Source organism: Paenibacillus sp. 1SOY10, from assembly GCF_056836745.1.
In genome coordinates, this window is the sequence record NZ_JBXENK010000002.1 from 811594 (window position 1) to 837473 (window position 25880).

Consider the following 25880-nt stretch of genomic DNA (forward strand, 5'->3'; position numbering starts at 1 on the left):
GGGAAAGAGGTTGGAACCTATGGATACACTGGAAAAGCAATGCTCGGATTTGCTCGTAAAGGTACAGAAAGCAAAGCCGCTTGTTCACAATATGACAAATGTTGTCGTGACTAATTTTACAGCTAATGGCTTGTATGCATTAGGGGCTTCACCAGTAATGGCCTATGCCCCGGAAGAGGTGGCTGATATGGCGAAAATAGCGGGGGCAGTCGTGCTTAACCTGGGTACGTTGTCCACTCCACAGGTAGATGCCATGATTGTTGCGGGTCGATCAGCCAATACCCATGGCGTACCGGTGCTCCTTGATCCGGTGGGGGCGGGGGCGACCTCTTTCCGTACGGAATCAGCGCTGCGTATTTTACGTAAAGTGGAGGTATCGCTGGTGCGGGGAAATGCCGCAGAGATCGCCAATCTCGTGGGGGAATCCCGCGAGATCAAGGGCGTAGATGCCGGTGATAGCTCAGGGACAGAAGCGGCCGAGCTTGCGGTAAAGGCTGCAAGGGCCTTGAACACAACAGTAGCCGTGACCGGACTCGAGGATGTCATTACCGACGGACAACGCTGCCGTATCATCAGCGGGGGGGATGTCTTGTTGACCCAGGTCACCGGCACGGGTTGTCTTCTGACGTCGGTGCTGGGAGCTTTTGCGGCGGTAGAGCAAGATATGCTGCTCGCGGGTACCGCCGGGTTAACCTTCTACGGAGCTGCTGCTTCCCGGGCGGCAGAGCGAACGGCACAATACGGCCCGGGTAGCTTCCAGATTGCTTTTCTGGATGAACTGGCGAGGCTGCATCCACATTCACTGAAAGGGCATGCTGCGGTGAGAGAGAATGAAGCAACAGGCGCCGGAGGATGGTGGGTAGGATGAATCGGATTGCCCGAGCATTAACCATCGCTGGCTCCGATAGCGGTGGCGGAGCCGGTATACAAGCTGACTTGAAGACCTTCCAGGAGCTGGGAGTGTATGGCATGTCAGCACTAACCGCTGTTACGGTGCAGAATACGCTGGGTGTCTCCAAGGTCTACCCGTTACCACCTATTGCCGCAGCCGAGCAAATCGATGCCGTTGGCCATGATTTGGGGGTGGACGCTGTAAAGACGGGCATGCTGTTCAGCGCCGAGATCATTGAGGCGGTGGCGGAGCGCATCGGAGCTTTTGGATGGAGCCGTGTGGTTGTGGACCCGGTGATGATTGCCAAGGGTGGAGCATCTCTACTGCAGCCGGAAGCGATGCAGGCGTTAAAGACAGCTCTGCTGCCTTTGGCTTCTATAGTGACACCGAATATTCCGGAGGCGGAGGCTCTCTCCGGGATGGAGATCAACAATATGGCTGACCGGCGTGACGCAGCGAAGCGAATTTGCGAATTTGGCTCGCGGCAGGTGGTCATCAAGGGTGGCCATGACGACCTCGGGGAGCAGGTCATTGATTTGTATTATGACGGCAGTGAATTTACAGAGCTTGCTGGCAAGCGCATATCAACGCGACATACGCACGGCACAGGTTGCACCTTCTCGGCAGCCATTACGGCGGAAATGGCCAAGGGGGTGGCAGATCTACAGGCGGTTATGACTGCCCGGGCCTTTATTCAGGCAGCTATAGAGAATGAGCTGGCTTTGGGACAGGGACAAGGACCTACGAACCATTTTGCTTACCGCCTGCAAGGGGCCTCACGGTGAATTATCTATTTAATTGGCAGTTCTTGGTTGAGTGGAAACAAGAACTGCCTTTTGCTGCAAGCTTTAGGATGAAGGGGAAAGAGCAGGAAAATCTGCTTCTCTTGAATTGAGCCCGGAGAAGTGTTTTTTTAATTCCAAGTCCTGTGGTATAATATGTGCAATGTTTGGTTAAGCTGGTAAGTTCAATTTCGCCATGATCTGAATATTTATATAGATATTACATAGAAAACCGCAACTTTTCGGACCCTGTTCGGTAATAATGGATACAAGAATCGAACGGGAAGAGGCCCATGGCAGCGCGAGGAGGATCGCACCCAAATGACGGATTCCCAAATGATTCGTGAAATCAAGGAAGGCAATACGGAGCTTTATTCGGAACTGATGAGAAGATATCAGCGCAAGATACTGGCCTTCGTTTATCACATGTTGAAGAGCGCTCATTTGGAGCTGCTCGCTGAAGATTTATGCTCGGAAACGTTCTACAAAGCATTTCGCAGCCTGCACTCCTTCCGGGAGGTGGATGCTTCTTTCTCGACCTGGTTGTACACCATTGCTCGTAACACCGTATTAAGTGAACTTCGCAAGCAAAGAAGCGGCAACATCTCCTTGGACGAAAGCGGTTATGTACCCGTTGCTTCAAGTGAGGCCGTTCCAGAGCAAGCGGTGCTGCGGAGCGAGAAGGTTGGTATGGTGAGAGAGGCCATCAACAATTTGCCGGAGAAGCAGCGTTCCGCCTTGATTCTGCGCGAATATGACCAACTGGATTATCAGGAGATTGCAAATATCCTGGGACAGAGCGTCAGTGCAGTCAAGTCGCTGTTGTTTCGTGCGCGAACCAGCGTCAAGAGTCAGCTTGAACCCTACTTTTACGAACCGATCTACGAGCAATATGAAGGGATGAAAAGCAGATGAATTGTAGAGAGGCCCAGGAACTGTTCGGCTTGATGCGAGATTTGCCCGAACAAGATCCTCAGCGACGGATGCTGGAGTGGCATCTTCTGGGCTGTGATTCCTGTGCTGCGGAATATCGGCAATGGGAAGAAAGCCTGGAGATGTTGCAGTACACTCCAATGGGAGTCACGGAAGAGCAGGCAGAAGAGGTTAATCGGCGGGTTATGGATCGAATCTATGCCGAATCTCCTTGGCTCGCTCCTGACGTGAAGCGTGGCGTGAGCCGACGATTCCGGAGGCGCGTCATGATCTGGGCGGCAAGCTTCTTGGCCGTATTCCTGTTTAGCTCTGCGCTTATGCTGATGGATCAGGTTACGCCTGGGCAGCAAGTGGCTGAACCAAGAACCGGCATACTGCCGACGGCGGTAGCGGCTGCGGAGAGCAATGCCGAAATATACGGTGATTTAACATTTTCGTTAACTGGTGAATCAAGAGGAATCGTAGAGCCGTTTGCTGTGCAGATGGGGCCTGCTTACCCGCAATATTGGATGATGTTATCCATGGGCGGTATGCTGCTGGCACTGGTCTCATGGAAGGGATTGCGCCGTAGTAGACGATAACCAAGAAGGCTAGACGCTTCTACCGCTTTTGAGGCGGCAGGGGCGTTTATTTATGTTGAGGGGGATGCTTATGTTGGTAGGGTTGGTACGTCATGGCTTAACCGATTGGAATCAGGCCGGGAGAATACAAGGGCAAAGTGACATTCCGCTGAATGATGAAGGTCGTAGCCAAGCCAGAAGGTTGGCCCGGCCATTGCAGGAAGAATCTGAGTATCGCTGGGACTTTGTCATCACAAGCGGCCTGTCCCGTGCACAGGAGACGGGAAGCATTATTGCCGAGGCATTGCAGATTCCGTTGTATGACCCGGATTCACGTCTGATGGAGAAAGCGTTTGGTCAAGCTGAGGGCTTAACTCATACGGAACGTGAGACGCTTTGGGGCATCGATTGGGATCAACAGGATTTAGGGCAGGAGAAGGATGAGGCAATTCGTGAGCGAGCCTTATCGTTTATGAGTGATCTGGCACAGCGATATCCGGATAAGCAGGTGCTTGTGGTCTCGCACGGTGGCTTGCTGGCCCAGCTATACATTGCCCTGTATGAGCAAACTTACATGGAGCGAATTGGCAATTTGTCGTTAACCGTTCTGGAGAAGCAAGCGGAGCATTGGGGTATGCGGTTATACAATTGCACCCGTCATTTGCAGGAAATGATAGAGGAGAAGAAATAAATCGGCAGTGGCCCGGTTTATTTTTTTTGTTTTTTTATAGGTTCGAAAGCGATTTAACCCTGATCCTGCATAGAAATTTCTCCGTTTGGGAATAAATGCCGGAAAAGCTTCCCATAATGGGATTAAAACGGCGCGAGGGGATGAAAGATGGATCTGGCAGATATGCTGACGTATACGGACATTGGACAGCTTAGTAGAATCGCTAATCATTACCAATGTGAATGCAGCGGACATTCCAAGCATGAATTGATTCAGTCCATCCTGCAGACCGTGAGCCGAAGAGATTTTATTGACCGTCATGTGAGTGAAATGAGTCCGGAAGACCTGCGTTTTTTGAATACGTTGTTATTTGATGGCCGCAGACAATTCAGTCTGGAGGAACTGGTAGCTTGTGCTCAGGCAGCCCGGTTTACCGAAGACGCCAAGGAGCGGGAAAGTCCAAGAGATATGATTACACGGTTTCGGCAGAGGGGTTGGCTGTTTAACGGCACCACCCATCATACTCGCTACTTGTTTGAAATTCCGGAGGATTTGAAGCGGCGCTTCCGCGAAGTATTGGAACGACGTTTTGTCAGCGGAATACAAGCGGCTCCGGAGCCGCTCATGTACCGTGAGGAGCCTGATATGCTCGCTGCCGATTTGTTACTTCTCTTGCAGTATGTAGCGGGTCATGACATTCCCCTGAACGGGGAAGGCGTGATGTATCGAAGAAATCAGTTGCAGCTTATGGAGACCTTGCATGTATCCGAGTCTTTAATCGGGAAAGGTTGGCGGTTTGGCTACGGTCGGAGGTTCAGGGATTACCCGAATCGCATGGCCCTGTTATACGATTACGCCCATCACTGCCGCTGGATTCGCGAGAACGCTGATGCGTTGGAGTTAACGGAGGCTGGCCGAGAGTATTTAACGGAGCAGCGCCAAGAGCCGATGATGCAATTCGTCCGCTTTTGGTTAAGAATATACAAAGGTCCGATCCCTAACTTGCTTTCGTTGATTTACTGGATTTTATGCTGTTCCAAGGACTGGGTGACGTTGTCTTCGTTGTATGAGAGGGTGGAATGCCTGATTAAGCCTTTCTTCTACGATACCCCTACATCTATATTTGAGGAACGCCTGATTCAGATGATGCTTCATTTGGGGATTGTGCGCGTTGGCGAGGATCAGCAGCGGGAGCGTTACGTACAGGCGACTCCTTTTGGACAGACGGTTATCGCTGAGCTAGGGCTTTCCTGAGTACATATCGAGGTTTGTACCGTTATGATGGGCAAGCGCATATTCGTCAGAATGGGGGCGGTTATCCCTAAACGGTGGTGATAATGGTGAATATGCTTTAGTAGGAGCAGGTTATCAGCGCCGGACATAATCTCTTAAACCATAGTTTGGAGGTGCATCCTATGGATCAAATGAAGGTTACTTATGAAGCAATGCTCAGTTTGGCAGCGGAAATGATATGGGACGAATCGCTTCGCAAACACCGCTCGGAACAAATCTACAGCGAGATTGACTCCGCCTTGGCGCAGGGGGATGAGGTTGCCTTCCGGCTCCTGACGGATGAACTGAAGACATTGGAAGAACGTTAGCTTGAATGAACCGCTCTGACCATCATGATGTGTGATGGGTTGGAGCGGTTTTTTTGGTAGCGGGTGGTATTGTCTTGGCTGCATGTATATAATTTGGGAAGAAATATATCAGAAAAGAGGTCGTCCTATGAAATTCAGCGAGATTGAGCCTGCTGCCTGGGAAGAGCTGCAGCCTTACTTGGATACTTGTCTCCTTCCGGTGACTGGATTAACGGGACATGAGGCGCCCGCCGAAGTCACAGAGAAATTGAGAAGGCTTCAGAAGCTAATCGATATGATTGATATTCCTTTCAGGGGAAGAGTTGTTACTTATCCGGCTGTACAATACAGCAATGAAAATTTGGAGAAGAACGTTAACGATATTTGTCGAAATGTCAAGTCTAACGGATTTGTCTATTCCATCGTGGTTGTCATGGAGGAGAATTGGCCTAAGGATGCTGTGCCGGATGCCGATTTTATCTTGTCCCCACGCGGCTTTTCCGATATCGATGGCGGGACACCAGAAGAGTGGGTGAAGGCGGAAATCCAACGATTATGGCAAGGGCATGTCAATGTTTAAATGTGACTAATTAACGACAATTTCGTGATAGATTGGGAATGTTACTTGGAAAAAATGTGTCTAATTCTTGACGGTCTTAAAAGCCTAATATATGATAAATGTGTCTGCCGCGGTTTGTGATGAATGTCATTGAACCGTCAGGAATTTTGTTTGCAAAGGGGGTTGAAGACTTATGAGCCATCAGCAGGACCCGCATGAATCTTTACATAAACCGCCTACTCGCAAGGAAATGTCCCGGCGGCAATTTCTTACATACACGCTTGGTGGAGCCACCGCATTTATGATGGGCGGGGTAGCACTTCCTATGGTTCGGTTTGCGGTTGATCCGATCCTGCACAAGAAAGGGGAAGGCGACTTCGTCAAAGTGGTTGAGGCCCGGGAGATTACGAATGAACCACAGGAATTTAACTTTGAATTAAAACAACAGGACGGATGGTATTTGAGCACGTCCAAGCTCACAGCCTGGATTCGTAAAGACGCGAGCGGAAAAATTTATGCGCTTTCACCGATTTGTAAGCATTTGGGATGTACAGTGGGATGGGACAGTGACCGCAACTTTCCAGATGAATATCATTGCCCTTGCCATGGTGCGCATTATACCAAGGAAGGTAAGCAACTTGCGGTTGCATCCAGTCCGCTTGACGAGTATAAGGTCATGATTAAGGACGACTGGGTATATCTGGGGGATATTATCCCGAACACCATCGTGAAATGAAGAGGGGGCGCAGAATCGGATGTTTAAAAACGTATACGACTGGATAGACGAACGTCTTGATATCACGCCGATTTGGCGCGATGTAGCCGATCACGAGGTTCCGGAGCATGTTAACCCGGCACATCATTTCTCCGCTTTTGTGTATTGCTTTGGAGGATTAACGTTCTTTATCACAGTTATACAAATTTTATCGGGGATGTTCCTGACGATGTATTACGTCCCGGACATCATTAACGCTTATGCTAGCGTGGAGTATTTACAAACCCAGGTCGCTTTCGGGCAAATTGTACGGGGAATGCATCACTGGGGGGCCAGCTTGGTCATTGTGATGATGTTTCTTCATACGCTGCGCGTATTCTTTACCGGATCGTACAAAGCCCCGCGTGAAATGAACTGGGTTGTAGGGATGCTGATTTTCTTCGTAATGATCGGGCTTGGCTTAACCGGTTATTTGCTCCCATGGGACAACAAAGCTTACTTTGCTACAAAGGTAACTCTGGAAATCGCCAACTCGGTGCCTGTGCTTGGACCGGTGATGAAGGAGCTGTTGCAGGGCGGCAGCATTGTTGGTGCGGAGACGTTAACCCGCTTCTTCGCCATCCATGTGTTCTTCCTTCCGGCCGTGCTATTAATCCTATTGGTAGGCCATTTCATTATGATTCGCAGACAAGGGATTTCCGGTCCATTATAGGACTGGGTTCAAAAGTCGAAATGACTTTTTGAATAACCTCTATAGCTCTGAATGAAGAAGGGAGGGGAACAAGAACATGGCTCATGTGGACAACTCGAAAGAGAAGGAAAAGGTCGTATATGTTGGCGACTCGCGTGTCCGTAAGGGGAAGGGGTTTGTTGCCCCACCGGATTACACGGCATATCCCGGCAAATCGGAAGCTTTTATTCCTAACTTTTTGCTGAAAGAATGGATGGTAGGGGTCGTGGTGCTGGTAGGGTTTCTGGTGCTGACGATTTCAGAGCCAGCTCCGCTAGGCTATCCCGCTAATCCTGCGGCTTCGGTTATTCCGATGCCGGACTGGTATTTCTTATTTTTGTATCAATACTTGAAGTATCCATATGCTTCTGGAGATTTTGTTGTACTGGGGACGATGGGCATTCCCGGGATTGCTTTCGGAGGGCTGATGCTCGCCCCATTCCTTGATCGAGGAAAGGAGCGGCGCTTCTACAAACGCCCGATTGCTTCATCCTTGATGCTTCTATCACTCGCAGCCGTCGTGTATCTGACTAACTTTGCCTGGACGCATTATCAGCATGAGTTGGAAGCGAGAGGACAATTACCGGAGCATATCCAGCGTGAGGAAGAGGCGCGTGAGAAGCGGGAGAAGGGCTTGCCGACCTCCAGTGCCATCCGGCAAGAGGAAGTGGCTATTGTCGATGCGGATGATCCAGCTATGGAGATTTACAAGAAGGCCACTTGCGTATCCTGCCATGCCGTTGATTTGAAGGGAGCAGGAGCTCCGTCCTTGCGTGGAGTCGGCGATAAGCATGACAAGGAAGCTATCCTGACGATCATCAAGGAAGGCTACAATGGCAAGATGCCGGCCGTGTATGATGCTGCGATCAGCGCAGGGTTAACAGACCAGGACATCGACCAATTGGCGGAATGGCTTGCGAAACAAAAATCAGAACAGTAAAATAGGAAATATGTGAGAACCTGATCGTAGTCTGCGGTCAGGTTTTTTTAAGCTTGAGGTCTGCTGTGGATGCTGACGCCAGGCTATTTCTATAGAAGAAGAGGGAAGAACGTTGTTGAAGCTATTCACTTTTTGGAGTACCTCCTTTTTGTCCTCGCGCTTGATGTTATGGACCTTGTTCCTGTGTAATTTGCTGGGAACTATTTATGGCTACATCTGGTATGATGCCCAATTGTTAGACACGTGGAATCATTATCCTCGCTGGCTGATTGTCTTTGTGCCAGATAGCCCAACGGCAAGCTTGTTCTTCACCTTAACCTTGCTGTTCCTGCTCTTTCCGGGGAAGCTGGGCAAGTTTGTTCGTATCCGCACCTTACTGGAAGGTCTGGCGGTGGTAACGAGCGTGAAATATGGAGTTTGGGCGGTGGCCATGATCTTTGCCGGTGCCTTTCAGGGAGGTCCTCTGGTGTGGCAGGATGGAATGCTGGTGGCCTCACATCTGGCCATGGCTGTGGAGGCTCTGCTGTTCGTCAGATTGTATAAATTTGGAGTGTTTATGCTAGCTTGTGCTGGCGTGTGGACCTTCCTTAACGATTGGGTAGATTACACCTTCGGAGTGTACCCGTGGTTGCCCAGAACGTTGTGGGATGATGTGCCTGCGGTAGCAGTCTTCACGGTTGTATTAACGGCTGCCAGCGTGGTAGCCGGCTTCATAGCGTTAAGGGCGTCCAAAAGGGTCTGACCTTCGGTTCTAACGTGGGACAGCCTGCCATACCATGATGGTAAGGGAGGGATGTCCGTGAAATTCAAGAGAAGGGTGGGACTGACCGCCGTACTCATTCTGCTGGCTTCGCTGCTGACATGGAGCCTATCGGCGTTAGCCCAGGAGCCTGATCGCGGGGAGAAGCTGAAGCAACTGGAAGCGGCAGCGGAGCAACTGTACACGCATATGCAGCAAGGCAGTGTCAGCGAGGCTGCGGCTGATATGGGGGTGCTGATCGCTACGCTAGAGGGTTTGTCCTTTCAGGGATTGACCTCGGTGGAAGGCATTCACGCACTAGCGGAAGCGATTATGGACACGAAGGCGACATTGGCCAAGGCTGAGGTGAACCCCGAGGAATGGGCGGAATCCTCTGCTCGCCTGCGTCTTGCCGTCAATAGTCTATTGCACCCGGAGCATGCGTTATGGCAGCAATACTATACGGTGATGGCCCATGATTTGCAGCAAATGAGCAAAGCTCGCGCCGAAGGCAAACCAGCCTCACTTCGTGCGGCGCTTCAAACTCTGCAACATCATTATGAAATGATCCGTCCAGCAGCCATCATCCGGCGCTCCTCACCCGAGATCAATCAATTTACTTCGTGGTTGTCTTATGTGGGACGCTTGAGTCAAGAGCGGACTTGGGACGAGGCTGCACTACGCGAGGCGCTGGCACAAGGTGAAGGTGCGCTCAAAGGGTTGTTTGGTCGCCGGGGTGACGAGCCGGTGTTTTTGCCGATTACAGGGCCGGACAGCCCATGGTATTGGAGCGGCATGATTGGTTTGTGGATCGTGCTTGCTTTGGGCTATGCAGGAATTCGCAAGTTCATGGGTAACCAGAACGTCACGCCGGTAAGGCGTACAAAGGAAGAAGGCTTTAAATATCGCCTGTAGTAGCGTATGGGACTTGCGTAGTAGCCGGAAGTCAAAGAGAGGGCCAGGGATTGTATGCAATCCCTGGCCCTCTCTGTTGAATTGGTGTTTAATATGGCGGCTATTCTTCTCTGAACCCTTCCCCATGCACGTCATTTACATCGCTGATAATGACAAAGGCCCTGGGGTCGATGGATTTGACAATGCTTTGCAGCCTCCTTAGCTCCTGACGTGATACTACACAGTAAGCCATATGCTTGGCTTGCTTGGAGTAAGCGCCAATGGCAGGGATGAGCGTAACTCCACGATCCATCTCTTTGGTGATCATGTCGGCAATAGCAGGGGCTTCATCGCTAATAATGGTAAATGCCTTAGCTGAATAGGCCCCTTCCTGAATGAAATCGATGACTCTGGAAGCGATAAATACGGCTACAAGCGTGTATAGAATATTTTCCTTCCTAATATAGAACAACGATAGTCCAATGATGATAATATCCAGCGTCAGGATGACCTGCCCCATACTAAAGCCATATTTGCGGCCAAAAATTCTTGCGATGATATCCGAGCCCCCGGTCGTGCCCCCAAAGCGAAAGACGATCCCTAACCCCGCCCCTAACGTGACCCCTGCATATAAGGAGACGAGAATATAATCCGTTTCGGTGGCGAACGGGACGATCCAGCCTTGCCTAATCAGGCGCTCAAAGACCCAGAGAAAGAAGGTCAACGAGCCGATGCCGATGCCAGTCAGAACAATTTGCTTGCCCCCGAGGATCTTCCATCCAAGCAGGAACAAAGGAATATTAAGTAGTAGGTTTGATAACGAGGGCGAAATCCCGAATGCATAGTTGAGCAGTAGTGTAACGCCCGTCAAACCGCCTTCCATCAGTTGGTTGGGCAATATGAAGTAGAGAAGTCCAAAGGCGTAGATGGCCGTCCCCAGCAAAATAGGTGGCAGTGTTTTTAGAAAAACAGTTACTCGATTTGCCTTCATCCATTCTCACACCCATCTCAAGTTAAAAAATTGGCCTCCTCCAGCCAGCGTGAACTGGTCTATCGGAACCACCTTTCCTAGTATACCTTTTTTACGTGTGGATTAAAAAATGATTTGTTTTCGCCCCTTACTTACGTTAACATAGGGAAAAACGGGACACATGACGGAGGGATCTCGGCTTGGAAGCAGACAAAGACAAATCTCTCGCGGAGATGCAACGCGAAGTAGACCGTTACATATCGCAATTCAAAGAAGGGTACTTTAGTCCGTTAGCCATGCTGGCAAGGATGACTGAGGAGGTCGGAGAATTGGCCCGCGAGGTCAATCACGCCTTTGGTGAGAAGCCTAAGAAGACGGATGAGCCGGATAATTCCATTGAGCTGGAGCTTGGCGATATTATGTTCATTACCATTTGTTTTGCCAACGCTTTGGGAATTGATCTGACAGAGGCCCATAATAAGGTCATGCATAAATTTAACACACGTGATGCGGACCGTTGGACGAAAAAAAACACCGAATAGGTGTATTCTTCATATGCTGTTAGCAGGATCATCCCTACAGTAAGGAGGGATAGCATATGAAGGCGGAGGATTATTTGCATAAGGCCTACCGAAGCATTTACGATAATGATTTCGAGCAGGCGCAGCATTGGTTCGAGCGAGCACTTGCCGTTCAGCCGGATCATGCGGATATACATTACCGATATTCAATTACCTGCGCCCGCAGCAGTCGACTGGATAAAGCGCTCCAGCATGCGCGGCTTGCGGCTGCCCTTGACCCTGGGCTGGAGGAATATCGGTTGCATTATGATCGGCTCCAATCCATGGAGTTGACCCGGATGGCCAAGCGGCAGCTTGAAGAGGCGGAGAGCCGGAGACCAGCAGCAGCGGAGCCGGCATCGCGGATGCTGAAGCGGGCGGTGGAACTGGACCCGCTATCGGTAGACGCGCAGGTATGGCTTGCCGTGGCTTACGGCGAGCTGGAGCGTTATTCTGAGGCATTGCAGGCGGTACACGAAGCGGCTGCCCTTCCACTGGAGCCTGCCGTGGCTGCGCAATTAAAGGAAATGGAGCAACGATTCAAGGCCAAGCTCAGACAATCATCATAGTAGAGAATGTGAGGAGATTACAGATGTCGCAACCTATTAAAGTAGCCGTGGCCGGCGCTGCCGGCCGTATGGGCAGAGAAGTCGTCAAGATGGTGCTCCAGGATTCGGAGCTGCAGCTCGTCGCTGCTGTGAATTTGTCGGATATGGGCCTTGATGCCGGTGTGCTGGTTGGTTTGCCAGCTTGCGGCATTACATTAACGGATAATTTGGAGCGGGCTCTGGAGGAGACCCGGCCCCAGGTGCTGGTTGATTTTACAACGCCGCAGTCGGCGTATGAAAATACGGCGCTGGCCATTCGTTATGGTGTATCGCCGATCGTTGGAACAACGGGCTTTACTCAAGGGCAAATCGAAGAACTGGACGAGCAGTGTCGTGCTCGCAAGCTTGGGGGCTTAATCGCCCCGAATTTCTCAATTGGAGCTATCTTGATGATGCGTTTCGCTGCCCAAGCCGCTAAATATTTCCCTCATCTGGAGATCATTGAGTACCATGGAGATCAGAAGCTGGATGCTCCTTCGGGAACCGCGGTAAAAACGGCTGAGTTGATTGCCCAGAACCGGGAAGAGCTGCGTCAAGGCAACCCCGACGAGGAAGAGACCATCGAGGGTTCGCGTGGTGGGTATTACAATGGCTTCCGGATACATAGCGTCCGCTTGCCTGGTGTGTTTGCACAGCAGGAGGTTATCTTCGGCAGCTTCGGCCAGACACTGACGATTCGCCATGATTCTTATGAGCGGGCCGCGTATATGCCAGGCGTGAATTTGGCTATTAAGAAAGTGCTGGAATGCCAAGGCATGGTTTACGGATTTGAACACTTTATGGATGAGTAGAGGGGACTAAAGATTATGTTAAACATCGCATTTATTGCCCATGACCGCAAAAAAGAGGATATCGTCAATTTTGCCATTGCTTATGAACATGTTTTTAAGGGTAAAAGGCTGTTCTCCACTGGGACAACCGGGTTGCAAATCATGGAGAATACATCACTGCAAATTCATCGCTTCCTGTCGGGACCACTTGGAGGAGACCAGCAAATCGGCGCTATGATTGCACAGAATGAGATGGATCTGGTTATTTTCTTGCGTGATCCACTTCTGGCTCAGCCGCATGAACCGGATATTACGGCCTTGCTTCGTTTGTGCGACGTACACGGCATTCCGGTTGCCACTAATATGGCTAGTGCAGAGATTCTTGTCCGTGCGCTGGACCGTGGTGATTTCGGATGGCGGGAACTGGTAGAACTTAATAAGCCGGGGCTGTCGAAATGAGTGACAAGCTGGACATTCTGGTCTTCGGAGCTCATGCTGATGATGCCGAGATCGGTATGGCTGGTACGATAGCCAAGCATGTCGCGTCCGGCCTTCGTGTGGGTATCTGCGATTTAACGGAGGCGGAGTTGTCCTCCAATGGCAACCCTGTATTACGTAAGCAGGAAGCGGCGGCTGCAGCGGAGGTGCTCGGGTTGTCTGCCCGTGTGAATCTGGGACTGCCGGATCGCGGGCTCACGGGATCAGAGGAGCAACTCTCCGCTGTCGTGGGAGTGATTCGCGACTTCGCTCCAAGCATTGTCTTCGCACCCTATTGGGAGGACCGCCATCCGGATCATATCGACTGCGGCCGCCTGGTAGAGGCTGCGGTATTTAATGCCAAGCTACGCCGCTATATGCCGGACAAGCCTGCGGTACCTGCCCCACAGCTTTATTTCTATTTTATTAACGACTGGACCGCGCCGGACTTGGTTGTGGAGGTTGGTGCATACTATACCAGGAAGGAGCAGGCGCTTCGTTGCTACCGCTCGCAATTTGAGCAGAGCGTATCCGGTGAGGATATCGCCGCTACGCCCCTGAATCAAGGTTATGTTGAGCGTGTAAAGGCCCGCGACTCGTTGATGGGACAACGCATGTTGCTTCCGCTTGCTGAAGGTTTTATGAGCAAGACGGCATATCCTGTGCATTTATTCGGTCCAGTACGCTCATAAGCCTGAGCCGAGGACTATATCAAATAAAGGAGGCCCCCACCATATGGAACCATTTTTGAAAATAGGCATTACTTGTTATCCATCTTTAGGCGGTTCGGGGGTTGTGGCTACCGAACTGGGCAAATTGTTGGCAGAGAAGGGCCACGAAGTCCATTTTATTTCTCATAGCGTTCCTTTCCGGTTGGGAAGTTACCATAAGAATATCTTCTATCATGAAGTGCAAGTAAGCGACTATTACGTGTTCCGCTATCCGCCTTACGATTTGTCTCTGGCCACCAAGATGGCCCAGGTGGCCAAGAACGAAGGGCTGGACATTTTGCATGTCCATTATGCAGTACCTCATGCTGTGTGTGCCTTTTTGGCCAAGCAAATGGTTGGCGATTCTTTGAAAGTTGTAACTACGCTGCATGGTACAGATATTACGGTGCTGGCGCAAGATGAATCTTTGAAGGATTTAATTCGTCTGGCCATTAATGAAAGTGATGCGGTGACTTCTGTATCTTCGGATTTGACCCGGGAAACCAGGGAAGTGCTGGATATCGTTCGCGATATTGATCTGACCTACAATTTTGTGGATGAACGGGTATATTACCCACGCGATGCCAAGGAATGTCGCAGCGACTTTGCTGATCCTGGTGAGAAAGTCCTGATGCATATCTCAAATTTCCGCCCGGTAAAACGGGTAAACGATGTTGTTGACATATTCTATCGCGTGAATCAGGAGTTGCCGGCAAAAATGCTGTTCGTTGGTGAAGGGCCTGATCTGCCGAAAATTCAACACAAGATTAAGGAGATGGGGATCGAGGATCGTGTGCATTTCCTGGGTAAGCAGGATGATATCGCCCATGTCATCTCCATGGCAGATGTACTTCTGTTACCTTCGGAGAAGGAAAGCTTTGGGCTGGTAGCTCTGGAAGCGATGGCCTGTGGCGTTCCTACCGTAGGGACGGTCGCCGGTGGAATTCCTGAACTTGTGAAGCATGGGGAGACCGGATTCCTGGCTCCTATTGGAGATACGGAACAAATGGCGCAGTATTGTATTCAAATGTTTCAAGATCCAAAATTGGCCGCGAAATTGAGAGAGGCCTGCCTGGATCGGGCAAGAACGGAATTCAGCAGTGAACTGACAACCGCCACCTATGAAGAAATTTATTATCGCGTGTTGAATCGCAGGTTGCCCGCGTTGGACCCGGCTTGCTCCTGAACAAGGGCCAGATCTGGAGGTGTCATACATCGAGATGAATCATTGGAATCAGGTAGACCCCTTGATGCTTCATCAGGGGGAAAACGTGCTGCGCACGTTGCTGAATGCGGGGCATCAGGCCTTCTTTGTGGGAGGCTGCGTACGCGACGAGTTGATGAGTCAGCCGGTGCATGATCTGGATATTGCGACTTCAGCCAAGCCGGAAGAGGTCATTGCCTTATTCGAGCGCACTGTTCCTACCGGCATACAGCACGGAACAATTACGGTGCTGATGGATAAATATGCGTATGAAGTGACAACCTTTCGCAAGGAATCTGAATATGAGGACCATCGGCACCCGTTGTCGGTGGAATTCGTCGACGCTGTCGCCGAGGATTTGCGTCGGCGTGATTTTACCATGAATGCTATTGCCCGGGAACTGGATGGTACATTAACGGATCCATTCGGAGGCCAGTCCGATATTGGACGCCGTATCCTCCGCTGTGTAGGTGTGGCTGAGGAGCGTTTCGACGAAGATGCCTTGCGTATGATGCGGGCGGTTCGTTTTGCGTCGACTTTTGGATTTCGCCCGGTCAAGAGTCTATGGGCTGCCTTGCTTGCCGGAAGAGATAAGCTGTCATACATTGCCATGGAACGGATTCGCGTGGAATTGGAGAAGATTGTGCTGGGACCTGATCCGCTCCGCGGGCTGGCGCTACTTCAGCGCAGCGGATTGCTACAGTATGCCAAAGCAGCCTTACTGCCAAAGGATAATAAATTGGATGCAGATGGCAAGGACGAGGGACATGCACACGACGAGACTACGGTTTTGGCCTGGAGATTACTGCACCGTAATCCGCCGCGGCCTGAATGGTTTACCGCATTGCCGCTATTACCACCTGATCCTGTCTTACGTTGGTCCTTGCTCCTTCAGGGCCTAGAGGTTCCCGGTGAGGAAGTATCGCGGTTGCTGAAGAGTTGGACGTTCCCTAATCAAATCGCGGAGGAAACGGCCGCCATCGTTCGCTTCGACGAAGCTTGGGAAGCTACCAAGCCAGAGTTATTGGAAGAACAAGCGCTTCGTCGTAAATGGATTTATTTACAAATTGAGTTCGGTCGTGACATAGCTCACGGGTGGTTGCACCGGCAATCCGCCTTGCTGCAAGTTTCGGCGTACGGGGATATGACCGAGCAGGAAGAAGCAGAACGAATGTCCGTTGCGCTGAAGTGGCATCAAGAAGTATCGGTACATACCTTGTCCGAGCTTGCTGTTAGCGGCAGGGACATATTGGAGATTAGTGGCCGCTCCGGTGGGCCATGGCTAGGGGAGTTAATGAAGCGGTTGCTGCTGCACGTTGCACTTGGCGAGTTGCCTAATGAACGGCAGTCGATCATGGAATATGTAGAATCGGTGGTGGAAGAGGATGGGGACAAGCGAGCTGATTAACATGCTGCTGGAGCATCCGGGGCAATATATATCTGGCGAGGAGATGAGCCGCAGACTATCCATTAGCCGCACGGCGGTATGGAAGCAAATCGCCAAGCTACGGGAGCAAGGCTATGAATTCGAGTCCGCTCCACGCAGAGGATATCGTTTGATCAGCCAGCCGGATCGGTTAAGTCAGACCGCCTTGCTGCATGCTCTGTCCGGGAATCAAAGTCTGGGTAACCGCATCAAGCTTCTGACTTCAGTCACTTCCACGCAGGAAGAGGTTCGTCGTCTGGCGGAAGAGGGGGCTCCGCATGGCACATTGGTTGTGGCCGAAGAGCAAACAGCCGGGCGTGGACGGCAAGGTAGACGCTGGTATTCCCCACCAGGTAAGGGGATCTGGATGAGCTTGCTGTTACGTCCCGATCGTCAGCCTGTATCCATTGCCCCGCAATTAACGCTCCTGACAGCGGTGGCAGTTTGCCGTGCGGTTCGCAAATTCGGGGTGGATGCCGGGATTAAATGGCCAAATGATGTTCTGGTGGATGGGCGCAAATTGTGCGGGATTCTTGTAGAATCGATTGCCGAGGATGAATTGATCCGGTATGCTATTGCCGGCATCGGGATTGACGTAAATTTGCAACTGGAGGATATTCCGCAGGAGTTGCTTCCCAGAGTGACTTCTGTGCAAATCGCCAGCGGTCGCCGAGTTGAGCGAACAGAATTAATAGGGGCAGTTATGATGGAGATGGAGCAGCTTTATCAGCTATATACGGAGAAAGGCTTTGCGCCAATTGCCCATTTGTGGGAAGCCCTGTCCGTTACATTGGGACGACGAATTACTATGCGTACTCCGGACGGAGAAATTTCCGGTCAAGCTACCGCGCTCGCGGAGAACGGAGCGCTGCTTCTGCTGGAGGATAGCGGGAATACACGCATGATTTTCTCAGGAGAAGTACAACTTGGAGGATGAAAAAAATAACGTAATTTGTTATAATGTGCTCAGGAGGCGGCATCGGTAATGATTCGAGCTGCACTCTGGGCGTTCGTTAGTAGTTATAGTTTTTAGTATGCGTTGGATTCTGCTCTGAGCCGAAGAGGACCGAGACAGAAGGGACGGGCAAAGTGACTCTTCTTTGGATTTCGGACCTTTTTAGTGCCAAACTAAAAGGTTTTTTTGTTGTGCGCAGTTTTTAACTTCAAGCGGACAACGGTATTTAACCGAAGGAGATGACGGAAATGGCAGGGAAACAACCTGTAAATATTGTGAAGATGAAGAAAATGAAGCAGGAGGGTACTCCACTGGCGATGATTACCGCCTACGATTATCCCTCGGCCCAATTGGCCGAGGAGGCGGGAGCGGATATTTTGCTGGTAGGCGATTCGCTCGGCAACGTAGTGCTGGGTTATGATTCAACGATTCCGGTCACTTTAGAGGACATGGTGTATCACACTCGCTCTGTGGCCCGCGGGGCACAACAGACTTTTATCGTGGCGGACCTCCCATTCATGACATATCACGGAAGTATTGACGAGACGCTGCGGAACGTACGCCGCTTGATGCAAGAGGGCCATGCTCATGGCGTCAAAATTGAGGGTGGAACGGAGATTGAGCCGACCGTACGAGCCATCGTTCAAGCCGGGGTGCCCGTCATAGGGCATATCGGATTAACACCGCAGTCGGTGAACCAAATTGGTGGTTACCGTGTCCAAGGCAAGGATGCAACTGATGCCCGCCGCTTGATGGAAGATGCCAAGGCGCTGGAGCGGGCGGGAGCGTTTGGCGTGGTGCTGGAATTGGTCACAGAGGAAGTTGCTACGGCGATCTCTCGTGAGTTGTCAATTCCGACCATTGGCATCGGAGCGGGCCGGGGCTGCGATGGCCAGGTGCTGGTATTCCATGATGTGTTGAAATACAGTGCGAATTATCGTGACAAGCGCTTTGTAAAGACGTATGCGGATATTGGAGCTGAAATTCGCCGAGGGATTTCGGAATACGTGGCAGATGTGAAGAGCCGGGCGTTCCCTGCCGAAGAGCATGCCTTCCGGGCAGATCAGAGCGTTACCGATACGTTGGACACTTTGTACGGCAAGGGAAAGGTGGAAGCACGGTCATGATGACCTTAACGACAATAAATACGCTTCGGGCTAAGCTGGAAGCTGCACGGTTTGCAGCGGCCCGGGAAGGGCGGAGTCTCAAGGTGGCGTTGGTACCCACCATGGGTTATTTGCATGAAGGGCATGCCAGTCTGCTAAGGAAGGCTCGGGCAGAGAATGAACTGGTCGTACTCAGCATCTTCGTCAATCCGATTCAATTTGGACCCGGTGAAGACTTTGAGCGGTACCCTCGCAACCCGGAGCAAGACTTGGCTCTAGCGGAGCAGGAAGGTGTGGACCTGGTGTTCCTGCCTGAAGTAGAAGAGATGTATCCTGCGCCGACCCAGACGCAAATCAAGGTATCTGGCCTGACAGAACTCTTATGCGGAGCATCGCGCCCGGGGCATTTTGACGGAGTTACGACGGTTGTGGGCAAGCTGCTTCATATTGTGGAACCTGACCGGGCCTATTTCGGGCAGAAGGATGCTCAACAGGTTGCCGTCATTACTCAGATGGTACAGGATTTGAATTGGAATGTGGAGATTGTACCTTGCCCCATTGTAAGGGAGCAGGATGGGCTGGCTTTGAGCTCACGCAACGTTTATTTGAGCGCTGAGGAACGTGAAGCGGCGCTGGTGCTGTCGCGTAGCCTATTAGGTGCACAGGCGGCTACGGGGACAGCAGAGGTTTTGACGGCTTCCACTTTGCGCGAACAATTACGAAATAGCATTAGCTCCGAGCCTATAGCAGTAATCGATTATGTAGAGGTTGTAAGCTTTCCGGGGCTTGAGCCGCTGGGACCGGAGGAACGTGTAGACGACCAAGGAAGAGACGGAGATATTCTGGTGGCTGTCGCTGTCAAATTTGGAAGTACGCGATTGATCGACAATGTAATTCTGACGAAGAAGGTGAACGTCTGATGTATAGAACGATGATGAAATCCAAAATTCACCGCGCGACGGTGACAGAAGCCAATCTGAATTATGTTGGCAGCATTACGATTGATGAGGATTTGATGGAGGCTTCCGATTTGTTGGAGAACGAACAAGTGCAGATCGTTAACAATAATAATGGTGCACGGCTGGAGACTTATGTAATTCCGGGGCCTCGTGGAAGCGGCGTAATCTGCCTGAACGGTGCTGCTGCCCGTCTGGTGCAGCCAGGGGACAATGTCATTATTATCTCTTATGCTCAGATGTCTCCGGAAGAAGTTCGCAGTCATAAACCAACGATTGTGTTCGTGGATGAGAGTAATCACCCTGTTGAGAAGGCTCGGCAAGAGCTTCACGCGATGATCCGTTAATGCAATTCCTGCCTGCGGGAATGAAAAGTCCGTCCGAAACAAAAAATGAACGTATGGCGCGGACTGATTTCATTTTCGTGAAGGGTGGGATGGCGAATGATGTTTCAGCATGTGTTTGCGGAAATGAATGAGATGTTGGAGGATATTTCCCGTAAGTTTCATTTAGCTGGGGATGCCCAGAAGCAAGAGCTTGCACAACAGTGGAATCTGCTCAAGCATATGAGTGATGGAATTATTGAGGAATGGCTATGCTTCGAAGAGAAAATGGGGGATGTACGCCAAAAGCTGGGGAATCCTGATTTTAAGGATATGCCGGAGCTTCCCGAAATGGACGCGCCAAGTTTTATCAAGGGACAGGGGTATTATAAATTATTGATGTTCCCCCAGGCACTCGAAGAGTTCGAGCAGGTCATCAGGCAGTATCCAGACAGTGTGTTGGCTCGCACCTGCTTAGGGATGTGCCATCTGCACATGGAACAAGGCGAGCATGCAGCGAAGCATTTCTGGTTCGTGCTGGAGCGGGCGGGGAGTAAGCGGCTTCGTTCGATCATCTATAATGCCTTGGGCTGTATTGAAGCACAGAAGGGGATCTTCGCCAAGGCGAAGGAGTATTTTACCTTGGCACACCATAGTGACCCTTCTCTGACGGAACCCCTGGCCAATCTGGAGGCTTGCCTTCACAGTACGGGGAAGCTCTCTTATGGCAATGAATTGACATCTCTCTTGTAATGGATGCTGAAAAACCGGGCTTTTAAACCGGAAGTGGACCCGAATTTATAGGTACTTCATATCTAGGTTTGATCAAGCGATGCTATCCGTATGAAGCGGGGCGTCGCTTGTTTTTCTGTTGTGATTTAAATTACAAATTCCGTCTTGTATTAATTTTCAAATGAGCAATCTTCTGTTATGCTGTAGAGAGACTGGAACGAAAGGGACTTATAATCGTAATGAAATATGCCGTGCTTGATTTTGAAACGACGGGTAACCAGTCCTCTGATGAAATTATTCAAGTGGGACTTGCCATTATAGAGCCAGATAAAAGCATTTCACAGGTATATCAATCCCTCGTCAAGCCCAGTGTTCCGATTCCTCCCTTCATTACCGGACTTACGGGAATTACAGAGGAGGAAGTGAAGGACGCTCCGGACTTGGATGAAGTCATGATGGAGATGGTGCCGCTTCTCAATGATGTTGTGCTTGTTGGACATAATGTAGCGTTCGATTTTAATTTTTTGCAGACCGCTTTGGACCAAACGGGATATCTGCCGTTCACGGGTCGAATACTGGATACGATGGATTTCTTAAAGATCCTGTTTCCGTCCTTGACCTCCTATCAGCTCGGCATGGTTTCGGCCGAATTCGAAGTGCAGCATGACCGTCCACATCGGGCGGACAGCGATGCCTTGGCAACCGCGCTCATCTTCCAGAAATGTCTGGAGGAGTGCGAACAGCTTCCTTTGCTCACCTTGCAGCGCCTGAATGATCTATTTGCCAGCGAGGACAGCGACCTTGGCTGGTTTTTTGACGCGATGGTGCAGGAGAAGGAACGCGAGACGTTGCCTGCTGACGACGGGTTCACGTATTACCGGCAATTCGCGTTGCAAGCGGAGGACTGGATGGATATTCAGCCAGCCCGGGATCCTATAGAGGGGAACCCGCTTGAGAACATCAGCTTCGAGCAATTTATGGAGCAAGTACGTGAGCGGCTGCGGGAACGCCTTCCACAATACGAGGAACGCGAGGCACAGAACCTGATGCTGCAAGAAGTGATGCAGGCCTTTGCTAAGGAGAAGCACCTCATGGTGGAGGCTGGTACAGGCACGGGCAAATCGCTGGGTTATTTGTTGCCTGCCATTTACCACAGTGTTCAACAAGATGAGAAGGTTATGGTCAGCACCCATACCATTAATTTGCAGGAGCAGCTTCGGGAGAGAGACATCCCGCTCTTGACAGAGGTCGTGCCGTTCCCGTTCCGGGCAGCGGTATTTAAAGGAAGGCAGCATTATTTGTGCTTGCGCAAATTTGAACATAAAATAAGCAGGAAAGATTTCGCCACTCCCAAAGAAGATGTGATGATCGCTGCCCAGATGATTGTGTGGCTGACTCAAACGGGTAACGGCGATGATGAAGAACTGAACTTGGGAAATCGCGGAGGTGATTTCTGGGAGACGGTGGCCAGTGAATCGGATTCCTGCCTGGGTCGATCGTGCCCTTGGTTCCGTAAATGCTTCTACCACCGCGCCAAGCATGAGGCCGGAGTAGCCGATGTAGTCATTACGAATCACTCCAAATTGTTTACTGACATTCAGGCAGGACATCAATTATTACCGGGCTATGAGCATTTGGTCATTGATGAAGCGCACCATCTGGAGGATGTAGCAGGCAAACATTTGGGTATCCATATGAAATACTTTACAGTGGTTCATACTCTGACTCGTTTATTCAAGGACAGCAAGACCGGTCAGCTGGCTAATTTGCGGGCTGCGTTACAAGCCTCGCCAGGCGAGAAGTCAGGCGAATGGTGTACGGTCATTGATGGTATCTACCCGAACCTGATTGAGGTGAAGGAGAACTGGGACAAGTTAAGCGAGCAATTGTTCTCATTGATGCCGGATCGTAGTGACGCGGCACCTGGTGATCCGGGGCAATTCGTGTATCGACTCTTGCCAGGTAAGGAGCCCAAGGAATGGGATACCTTGACCGCTCTGGAGAATCAAATATATGTTGCGTTGGGGGATGTTCTCCGCAAGGGTGAACGCATGCTCAGCGAAATTCGTGAGGACCAGGATGATTACGGGTCTGAGAGCTTGCTGACTGACATCAGCGGTTTGTTCAAGGATCTGGCGACCGAACGGGAAGCACTGCGGTTCTTCATGAAGCTGGAGAGCGATGATACGGTGTACTGGATGGAAGCGAGCGGTAACTATCGTAGTCGTTCGTTGCAGATGTACGCGGTACCTATTGACGTCAGTGCCCAACTGAAGGAATATTTCTTCGACAAGAAGAAGAGCGTGGTGATGACCTCGGCTACCTTGTCGGTCGATAAATCATTTCAGTATATGGTGGAACAACTGGGCTTAGCGGAGGCGGCAAGCGAGAACAAGCTTGTCACCACGATGCTCCCATCGCCGTTTAATTACCGTGATCAGGCGCTGCTCGTCATCCCGCGGGATTTCCCTAGTGTCAAGGGCGGAGTAGGTGACGATCATTTCGTCAATACACTGGTACAGTCTCTTGCTGACTCCGCAGTAGTAACCCGGGGAAGAATGATGGTGTTATTCACATCATACCGGATGCTGCGACAAGTATATGAGCCGCTGAAGACCTTGCTGGCCCAGAAGGGCATTACAGTGATTGGGCAGGGGATGGATAGCGGGAGCAGAACCAAATTGACGCGTCGCTTCCAAGGGCAAGATGCTTCCGTTCTGCTTGGCACAAGCAGCTTCTGGGAAGGTGTTGACATTCCTGGCGAGGCTCTGACGAGTCTGGCGATTGTCCGTTTACCCTTCCAACCGCCGAACCATCCGCTGGTGGAGGCGAAGAGCGAACGATTACAACGCGAGAAGAAGAATCCATTTATGAAGTTATCTGTGCCGCAGGCGGTCATCCGCTTCAAGCAGGGTTTTGGACGACTGGTACGTTCGTCACAGGACCGCGGCATTGTGATTGTTTATGATACACGTATCTTGGAATCCTACTACGGAAAGTATTTCTTATATTCTTTGCCCGGACCGAAGATGGAGCATATGCCGCTAGGCCAAATGGTCTCACGTATCTCGGAATGGCTGCAGGTTGATGAAGCTGATCAAGCTGATGAAATGAAGTAAAGTTGATGAGGGGGAATGATTATGAAATCAGATAAAATTTCTGATGCGGTGGTCCGTCGATTGCCGGTGTATCTGCGCTTCTTGAATGAATTAAGCCGGAGGGAAGTTCCTACGGTATCATCCCAGGAACTGGGCCAGAAGCTGGATTTGAATCCAGCGCAAATTCGCAAGGACTTGGCGTATTTCGGAGACTTTGGACGTAAGGGCATCGGCTACGACGTTGCCTATCTCATTGAGAAGATTCAACAGATTTTAAATCTCGACCAACAGATCAATGTAGCCCTTGTGGGTGCTGGTAATCTTGGTCATGCGTTATCCAATTACAATGCTTATCTGAAGGATAACATGAAGATTGTGGCGGTGTTTGATGCTTCTCCAGACAAAATCGGAACGCAGATCAATAATATTACGATCCGGCCGATTGAAGAGTTGGTGGATACAGTCAGGAAGGAAAAAATTCGTATCGGCATCATTACCGTACCGGATTTCGAAGCCCAACGAGTTGCAGACCAACTGGTAGCCGCAGGCATCGGAGCAATATTGAATTTTGCCCCTACCATATTGAAGGTTCCGCCGGAAGTACGGATTCATGCGGCTGACTTTACAACGGACTTATTGAGTCTGGCCTATTATCTGGAAAATGGAAAGGAACATGCTGAAGTATGAGTCGAAAATGGTTAATAAAGAACGGGACGTTCGCGGTATTGGATCAGGAGCGTCCGGTTATTCAAGGTTATATGCTGGTTGAGGGTGATACAATCACTTACATTGGGGAAGAACGCCCCGAAGGTGTGGAGGGTGCAGAAAGCTTTGATGGTAAAGGCCTGCTGTTTCTTCCCGGGTTGATTAATACCCATGGCCATGCTGCTATGTCACTGCTAAGAGGTTACGGTGACGACATGGTGCTGCAAACCTGGCTCGAAGAAAAGATGTGGCCGATGGAAGCCAAATTTACAGCAGAGGATGTACGTGTTGGCACGGCATTGTCGGTATTGGAAATGCTCAAGGGGGGGACTACGACCTTCCTGGACATGTATGATCATATGGATGAGGTGGCCAAGGTCGCCCAGGAATCCGGTATTCGGGCTGTGCTTATGCGGGGGGCCATTGGTCTATGTCCACCCGAGGTACAAGATCAGAAGCTGAACGAAGCCATTGCCTTTGCTCGTAATTGGCAGGGTCAGGCGGATGGACGGATTACGACGATGTTATCGCCGCATGCTCCGTATACCTGTCCGCCAGAGTTCATTCAGAAATTCGTACAGGCGGCCCATGATCTGGATTTGCCGATGCATACTCATATGTCGGAGACCCGGGCTGAAGTTGAACAAAATGTTAAAGATTACGGAGTCCGTCCGGTTCAACATTTATTGAATCTGGGCATGTTCTCACGGCCTACTCTATTAGCCCATGCTGTGCATTTAACAGATGAGGAGCTGGATATTTTGGCGGCTCATCAAGTGACGGTATCGCATAATCCGGGCAGTAACCTGAAGTTGGCTAGCGGAGTAGCCCGTGTGCCGGAAATGCTGAAGAAGGGCATCGTCGTATCCCTCGGCACAGATGGTCCGGCTAGTAACAATAATCTGGATATGCTGGAGGAAGTTCGTCTGGCGGCCTTGATTCATAAAGGAGTATCTGGGGATCCTACGGCTGTTCCGGCACTTGAAGCGCTGAAGATGGGGACCGAATACGGAGCGCGTTCCGTATTCTTGCCCGAGACGGGTAAGCTTGCTGCCGGAATGAAGGCAGATTTCATTGCGCTGAACACGGAACAGGCACATTTCGTTCCGAAGACGGACTATGTATCTCATGCGGTTTACTCCGCTGGTTCAGGGGATGTAGAGCATGTATGGGTTAATGGGAAGCAAGTTGTGAAGAACGGGGCTTGCCTGACACTTGATGAAGAGCGTATCCGTTATGAGGCTCAAGAGGCATTTGACGGGTTATTGACACGTTAATCGTTCCGT

Annotated in this window: 29 protein-coding genes; 28 read left to right on the top strand and 1 reads right to left on the bottom strand. The window is 50.8% G+C overall.

The window, feature by feature from the left end:
* The first annotated feature begins 19 nt into the window (after window positions 1-19).
* The 13 genes from thiM (at window position 20) to AC1VOR_RS09705 (ending at window position 10015) form a co-directional block, all read left to right on the top strand.
* Entirely contained in the window at window positions 20-868 is an 849-nt protein-coding gene (gene thiM, locus AC1VOR_RS09645; RefSeq protein WP_482617406.1) for a hydroxyethylthiazole kinase, read from the top strand.
* The gene (gene thiD, locus AC1VOR_RS09650) at window positions 865-1677 is read left to right on the top strand and encodes a bifunctional hydroxymethylpyrimidine kinase/phosphomethylpyrimidine kinase (protein ID WP_482617407.1); all 813 of its coding nucleotides are present in this window, start codon (window positions 865-867) and stop codon (window positions 1675-1677) included. The genes thiM and thiD overlap by 4 nt, the downstream gene beginning before the upstream one ends.
* Window positions 1678-1995: 318 nt before the next feature.
* A complete protein-coding gene (locus AC1VOR_RS09655; protein WP_482617408.1) occupies window positions 1996-2589 on the top strand; it encodes an RNA polymerase sigma factor in 594 nt (197 codons plus the stop codon).
* Window positions 2586-3188: an anti-sigma factor gene (locus AC1VOR_RS09660; protein ID WP_482617409.1), complete on the top strand. Its 603-nt coding sequence runs from the start codon at window positions 2586-2588 to the stop codon at window positions 3186-3188. The genes AC1VOR_RS09655 and AC1VOR_RS09660 overlap by 4 nt, the downstream gene beginning before the upstream one ends.
* A 70-nt stretch (window positions 3189-3258) precedes the next feature.
* Window positions 3259-3858 (top strand): histidine phosphatase family protein, encoded by a 600-nt coding sequence (locus AC1VOR_RS09665; protein WP_482617410.1) that lies wholly within the window; start codon window positions 3259-3261, stop codon window positions 3856-3858.
* Between the two features lie 147 nt (window positions 3859-4005).
* The gene (locus AC1VOR_RS09670; RefSeq protein ID WP_482617411.1) at window positions 4006-5091 is read left to right on the top strand and encodes a hypothetical protein; all 1086 of its coding nucleotides are present in this window, start codon (window positions 4006-4008) and stop codon (window positions 5089-5091) included.
* A 161-nt stretch (window positions 5092-5252) separates the two neighbouring features.
* Window positions 5253-5438, top strand: a complete 186-nt coding sequence (locus AC1VOR_RS09675) for an IDEAL domain-containing protein (protein ID WP_482617412.1) — start codon at window positions 5253-5255, stop codon at window positions 5436-5438.
* 127 nt (window positions 5439-5565) lie between these two features.
* Entirely contained in the window at window positions 5566-5997 is a 432-nt protein-coding gene (locus AC1VOR_RS09680) for a DUF2487 family protein (RefSeq protein ID WP_482617413.1), read from the top strand.
* Between the two features lie 172 nt (window positions 5998-6169).
* Window positions 6170-6712 (top strand): Rieske (2Fe-2S) protein, encoded by a 543-nt coding sequence (locus AC1VOR_RS09685; RefSeq protein WP_482617414.1) that lies wholly within the window; start codon window positions 6170-6172, stop codon window positions 6710-6712.
* A gap of 19 nt (window positions 6713-6731) precedes the next feature.
* Window positions 6732-7403, top strand: coding sequence for a menaquinol-cytochrome c reductase cytochrome b subunit (gene qcrB, locus AC1VOR_RS09690; protein ID WP_059052549.1), 672 nt, complete (start codon window positions 6732-6734; stop codon window positions 7401-7403).
* Between the two features lie 76 nt (window positions 7404-7479).
* Complete coding sequence (locus tag AC1VOR_RS09695) at window positions 7480-8361, top strand: c-type cytochrome (protein WP_482617415.1); 882 nt, start codon at window positions 7480-7482, stop codon at window positions 8359-8361.
* Window positions 8362-8476: 115 nt separating this feature from the next.
* Complete coding sequence (locus AC1VOR_RS09700) at window positions 8477-9103, top strand: DUF1405 domain-containing protein (RefSeq protein ID WP_482617693.1); 627 nt, start codon at window positions 8477-8479, stop codon at window positions 9101-9103.
* A 51-nt stretch (window positions 9104-9154) separates the two neighbouring features.
* Window positions 9155-10015 carry a sporulation protein YpjB gene (locus AC1VOR_RS09705; protein ID WP_482617416.1) on the top strand — a complete coding sequence of 287 codons (861 nt, stop codon included), beginning with the start codon at window positions 9155-9157 and terminating at the stop codon, window positions 10013-10015.
* A gap of 100 nt (window positions 10016-10115) precedes the next feature.
* Here the strand turns inward: AC1VOR_RS09705 and AC1VOR_RS09710 are convergent, their stop codons facing one another.
* Window positions 10116-10985 carry a YitT family protein gene (locus AC1VOR_RS09710; RefSeq protein WP_482617417.1) on the bottom strand — a complete coding sequence of 290 codons (870 nt, stop codon included), beginning with the start codon at window positions 10983-10985 and terminating at the stop codon, window positions 10116-10118.
* Between the two features lie 212 nt (window positions 10986-11197).
* Here AC1VOR_RS09710 and AC1VOR_RS09715 point away from each other — a divergent pair, with 212 nt between their 5' ends.
* From AC1VOR_RS09715 to AC1VOR_RS09785, 15 genes are all read left to right on the top strand, one after another.
* Window positions 11198-11506: a nucleotide pyrophosphohydrolase gene (locus AC1VOR_RS09715; protein ID WP_482617694.1), complete on the top strand. Its 309-nt coding sequence runs from the start codon at window positions 11198-11200 to the stop codon at window positions 11504-11506.
* A gap of 56 nt (window positions 11507-11562) precedes the next feature.
* Window positions 11563-12093 carry a tetratricopeptide repeat protein gene (locus AC1VOR_RS09720; protein ID WP_482617418.1) on the top strand — a complete coding sequence of 177 codons (531 nt, stop codon included), beginning with the start codon at window positions 11563-11565 and terminating at the stop codon, window positions 12091-12093.
* A 23-nt stretch (window positions 12094-12116) separates the two neighbouring features.
* A complete protein-coding gene (gene dapB, locus AC1VOR_RS09725; RefSeq protein ID WP_482617419.1) occupies window positions 12117-12923 on the top strand; it encodes a 4-hydroxy-tetrahydrodipicolinate reductase in 807 nt (268 codons plus the stop codon).
* A gap of 15 nt (window positions 12924-12938) precedes the next feature.
* The gene (mgsA, locus tag AC1VOR_RS09730; protein WP_482617420.1) at window positions 12939-13361 is read left to right on the top strand and encodes a methylglyoxal synthase; all 423 of its coding nucleotides are present in this window, start codon (window positions 12939-12941) and stop codon (window positions 13359-13361) included.
* Window positions 13358-14071, top strand: coding sequence for a bacillithiol biosynthesis deacetylase BshB1 (gene bshB1 / locus AC1VOR_RS09735; RefSeq protein ID WP_482617421.1), 714 nt, complete (start codon window positions 13358-13360; stop codon window positions 14069-14071). The genes mgsA and bshB1 overlap by 4 nt, the downstream gene beginning before the upstream one ends.
* Before the next feature lie 43 nt (window positions 14072-14114).
* Complete coding sequence (gene bshA, locus AC1VOR_RS09740) at window positions 14115-15275, top strand: N-acetyl-alpha-D-glucosaminyl L-malate synthase BshA (RefSeq protein ID WP_482617422.1); 1161 nt, start codon at window positions 14115-14117, stop codon at window positions 15273-15275.
* A gap of 34 nt (window positions 15276-15309) precedes the next feature.
* Complete coding sequence (locus AC1VOR_RS09745) at window positions 15310-16701, top strand: CCA tRNA nucleotidyltransferase (protein ID WP_482617423.1); 1392 nt, start codon at window positions 15310-15312, stop codon at window positions 16699-16701.
* A complete protein-coding gene (locus AC1VOR_RS09750; protein ID WP_482617424.1) occupies window positions 16679-17656 on the top strand; it encodes a biotin--[acetyl-CoA-carboxylase] ligase in 978 nt (325 codons plus the stop codon). The genes AC1VOR_RS09745 and AC1VOR_RS09750 overlap by 23 nt, the downstream gene beginning before the upstream one ends.
* Before the next feature lie 266 nt (window positions 17657-17922).
* Entirely contained in the window at window positions 17923-18801 is an 879-nt protein-coding gene (gene panB, locus AC1VOR_RS09755) for a 3-methyl-2-oxobutanoate hydroxymethyltransferase (protein ID WP_482617425.1), read from the top strand.
* Window positions 18798-19700, top strand: a complete 903-nt coding sequence (gene panC, locus AC1VOR_RS09760; RefSeq protein WP_482617426.1) for a pantoate--beta-alanine ligase — start codon at window positions 18798-18800, stop codon at window positions 19698-19700. The genes panB and panC overlap by 4 nt, the downstream gene beginning before the upstream one ends.
* Entirely contained in the window at window positions 19700-20083 is a 384-nt protein-coding gene (gene panD, locus AC1VOR_RS09765) for an aspartate 1-decarboxylase (protein ID WP_482617427.1), read from the top strand. The genes panC and panD overlap by 1 nt, the downstream gene beginning before the upstream one ends.
* 96 nt (window positions 20084-20179) lie before the next feature.
* Window positions 20180-20812, top strand: coding sequence for a tetratricopeptide repeat protein (locus tag AC1VOR_RS09770; protein ID WP_482617428.1), 633 nt, complete (start codon window positions 20180-20182; stop codon window positions 20810-20812).
* A 218-nt stretch (window positions 20813-21030) separates the two neighbouring features.
* Window positions 21031-23910, top strand: a complete 2880-nt coding sequence (gene dinG, locus AC1VOR_RS09775) for an ATP-dependent DNA helicase DinG (RefSeq protein WP_482617429.1) — start codon at window positions 21031-21033, stop codon at window positions 23908-23910.
* Between the two features lie 21 nt (window positions 23911-23931).
* Entirely contained in the window at window positions 23932-24576 is a 645-nt protein-coding gene (locus AC1VOR_RS09780) for a redox-sensing transcriptional repressor Rex (RefSeq protein ID WP_059052583.1), read from the top strand.
* Window positions 24573-25871, top strand: coding sequence for an amidohydrolase (locus tag AC1VOR_RS09785; protein WP_482617430.1), 1299 nt, complete (start codon window positions 24573-24575; stop codon window positions 25869-25871). Before AC1VOR_RS09780 ends, AC1VOR_RS09785 begins: the two co-directional genes overlap by 4 nt.
* Window positions 25872-25880: the final 9 nt, after the last annotated feature.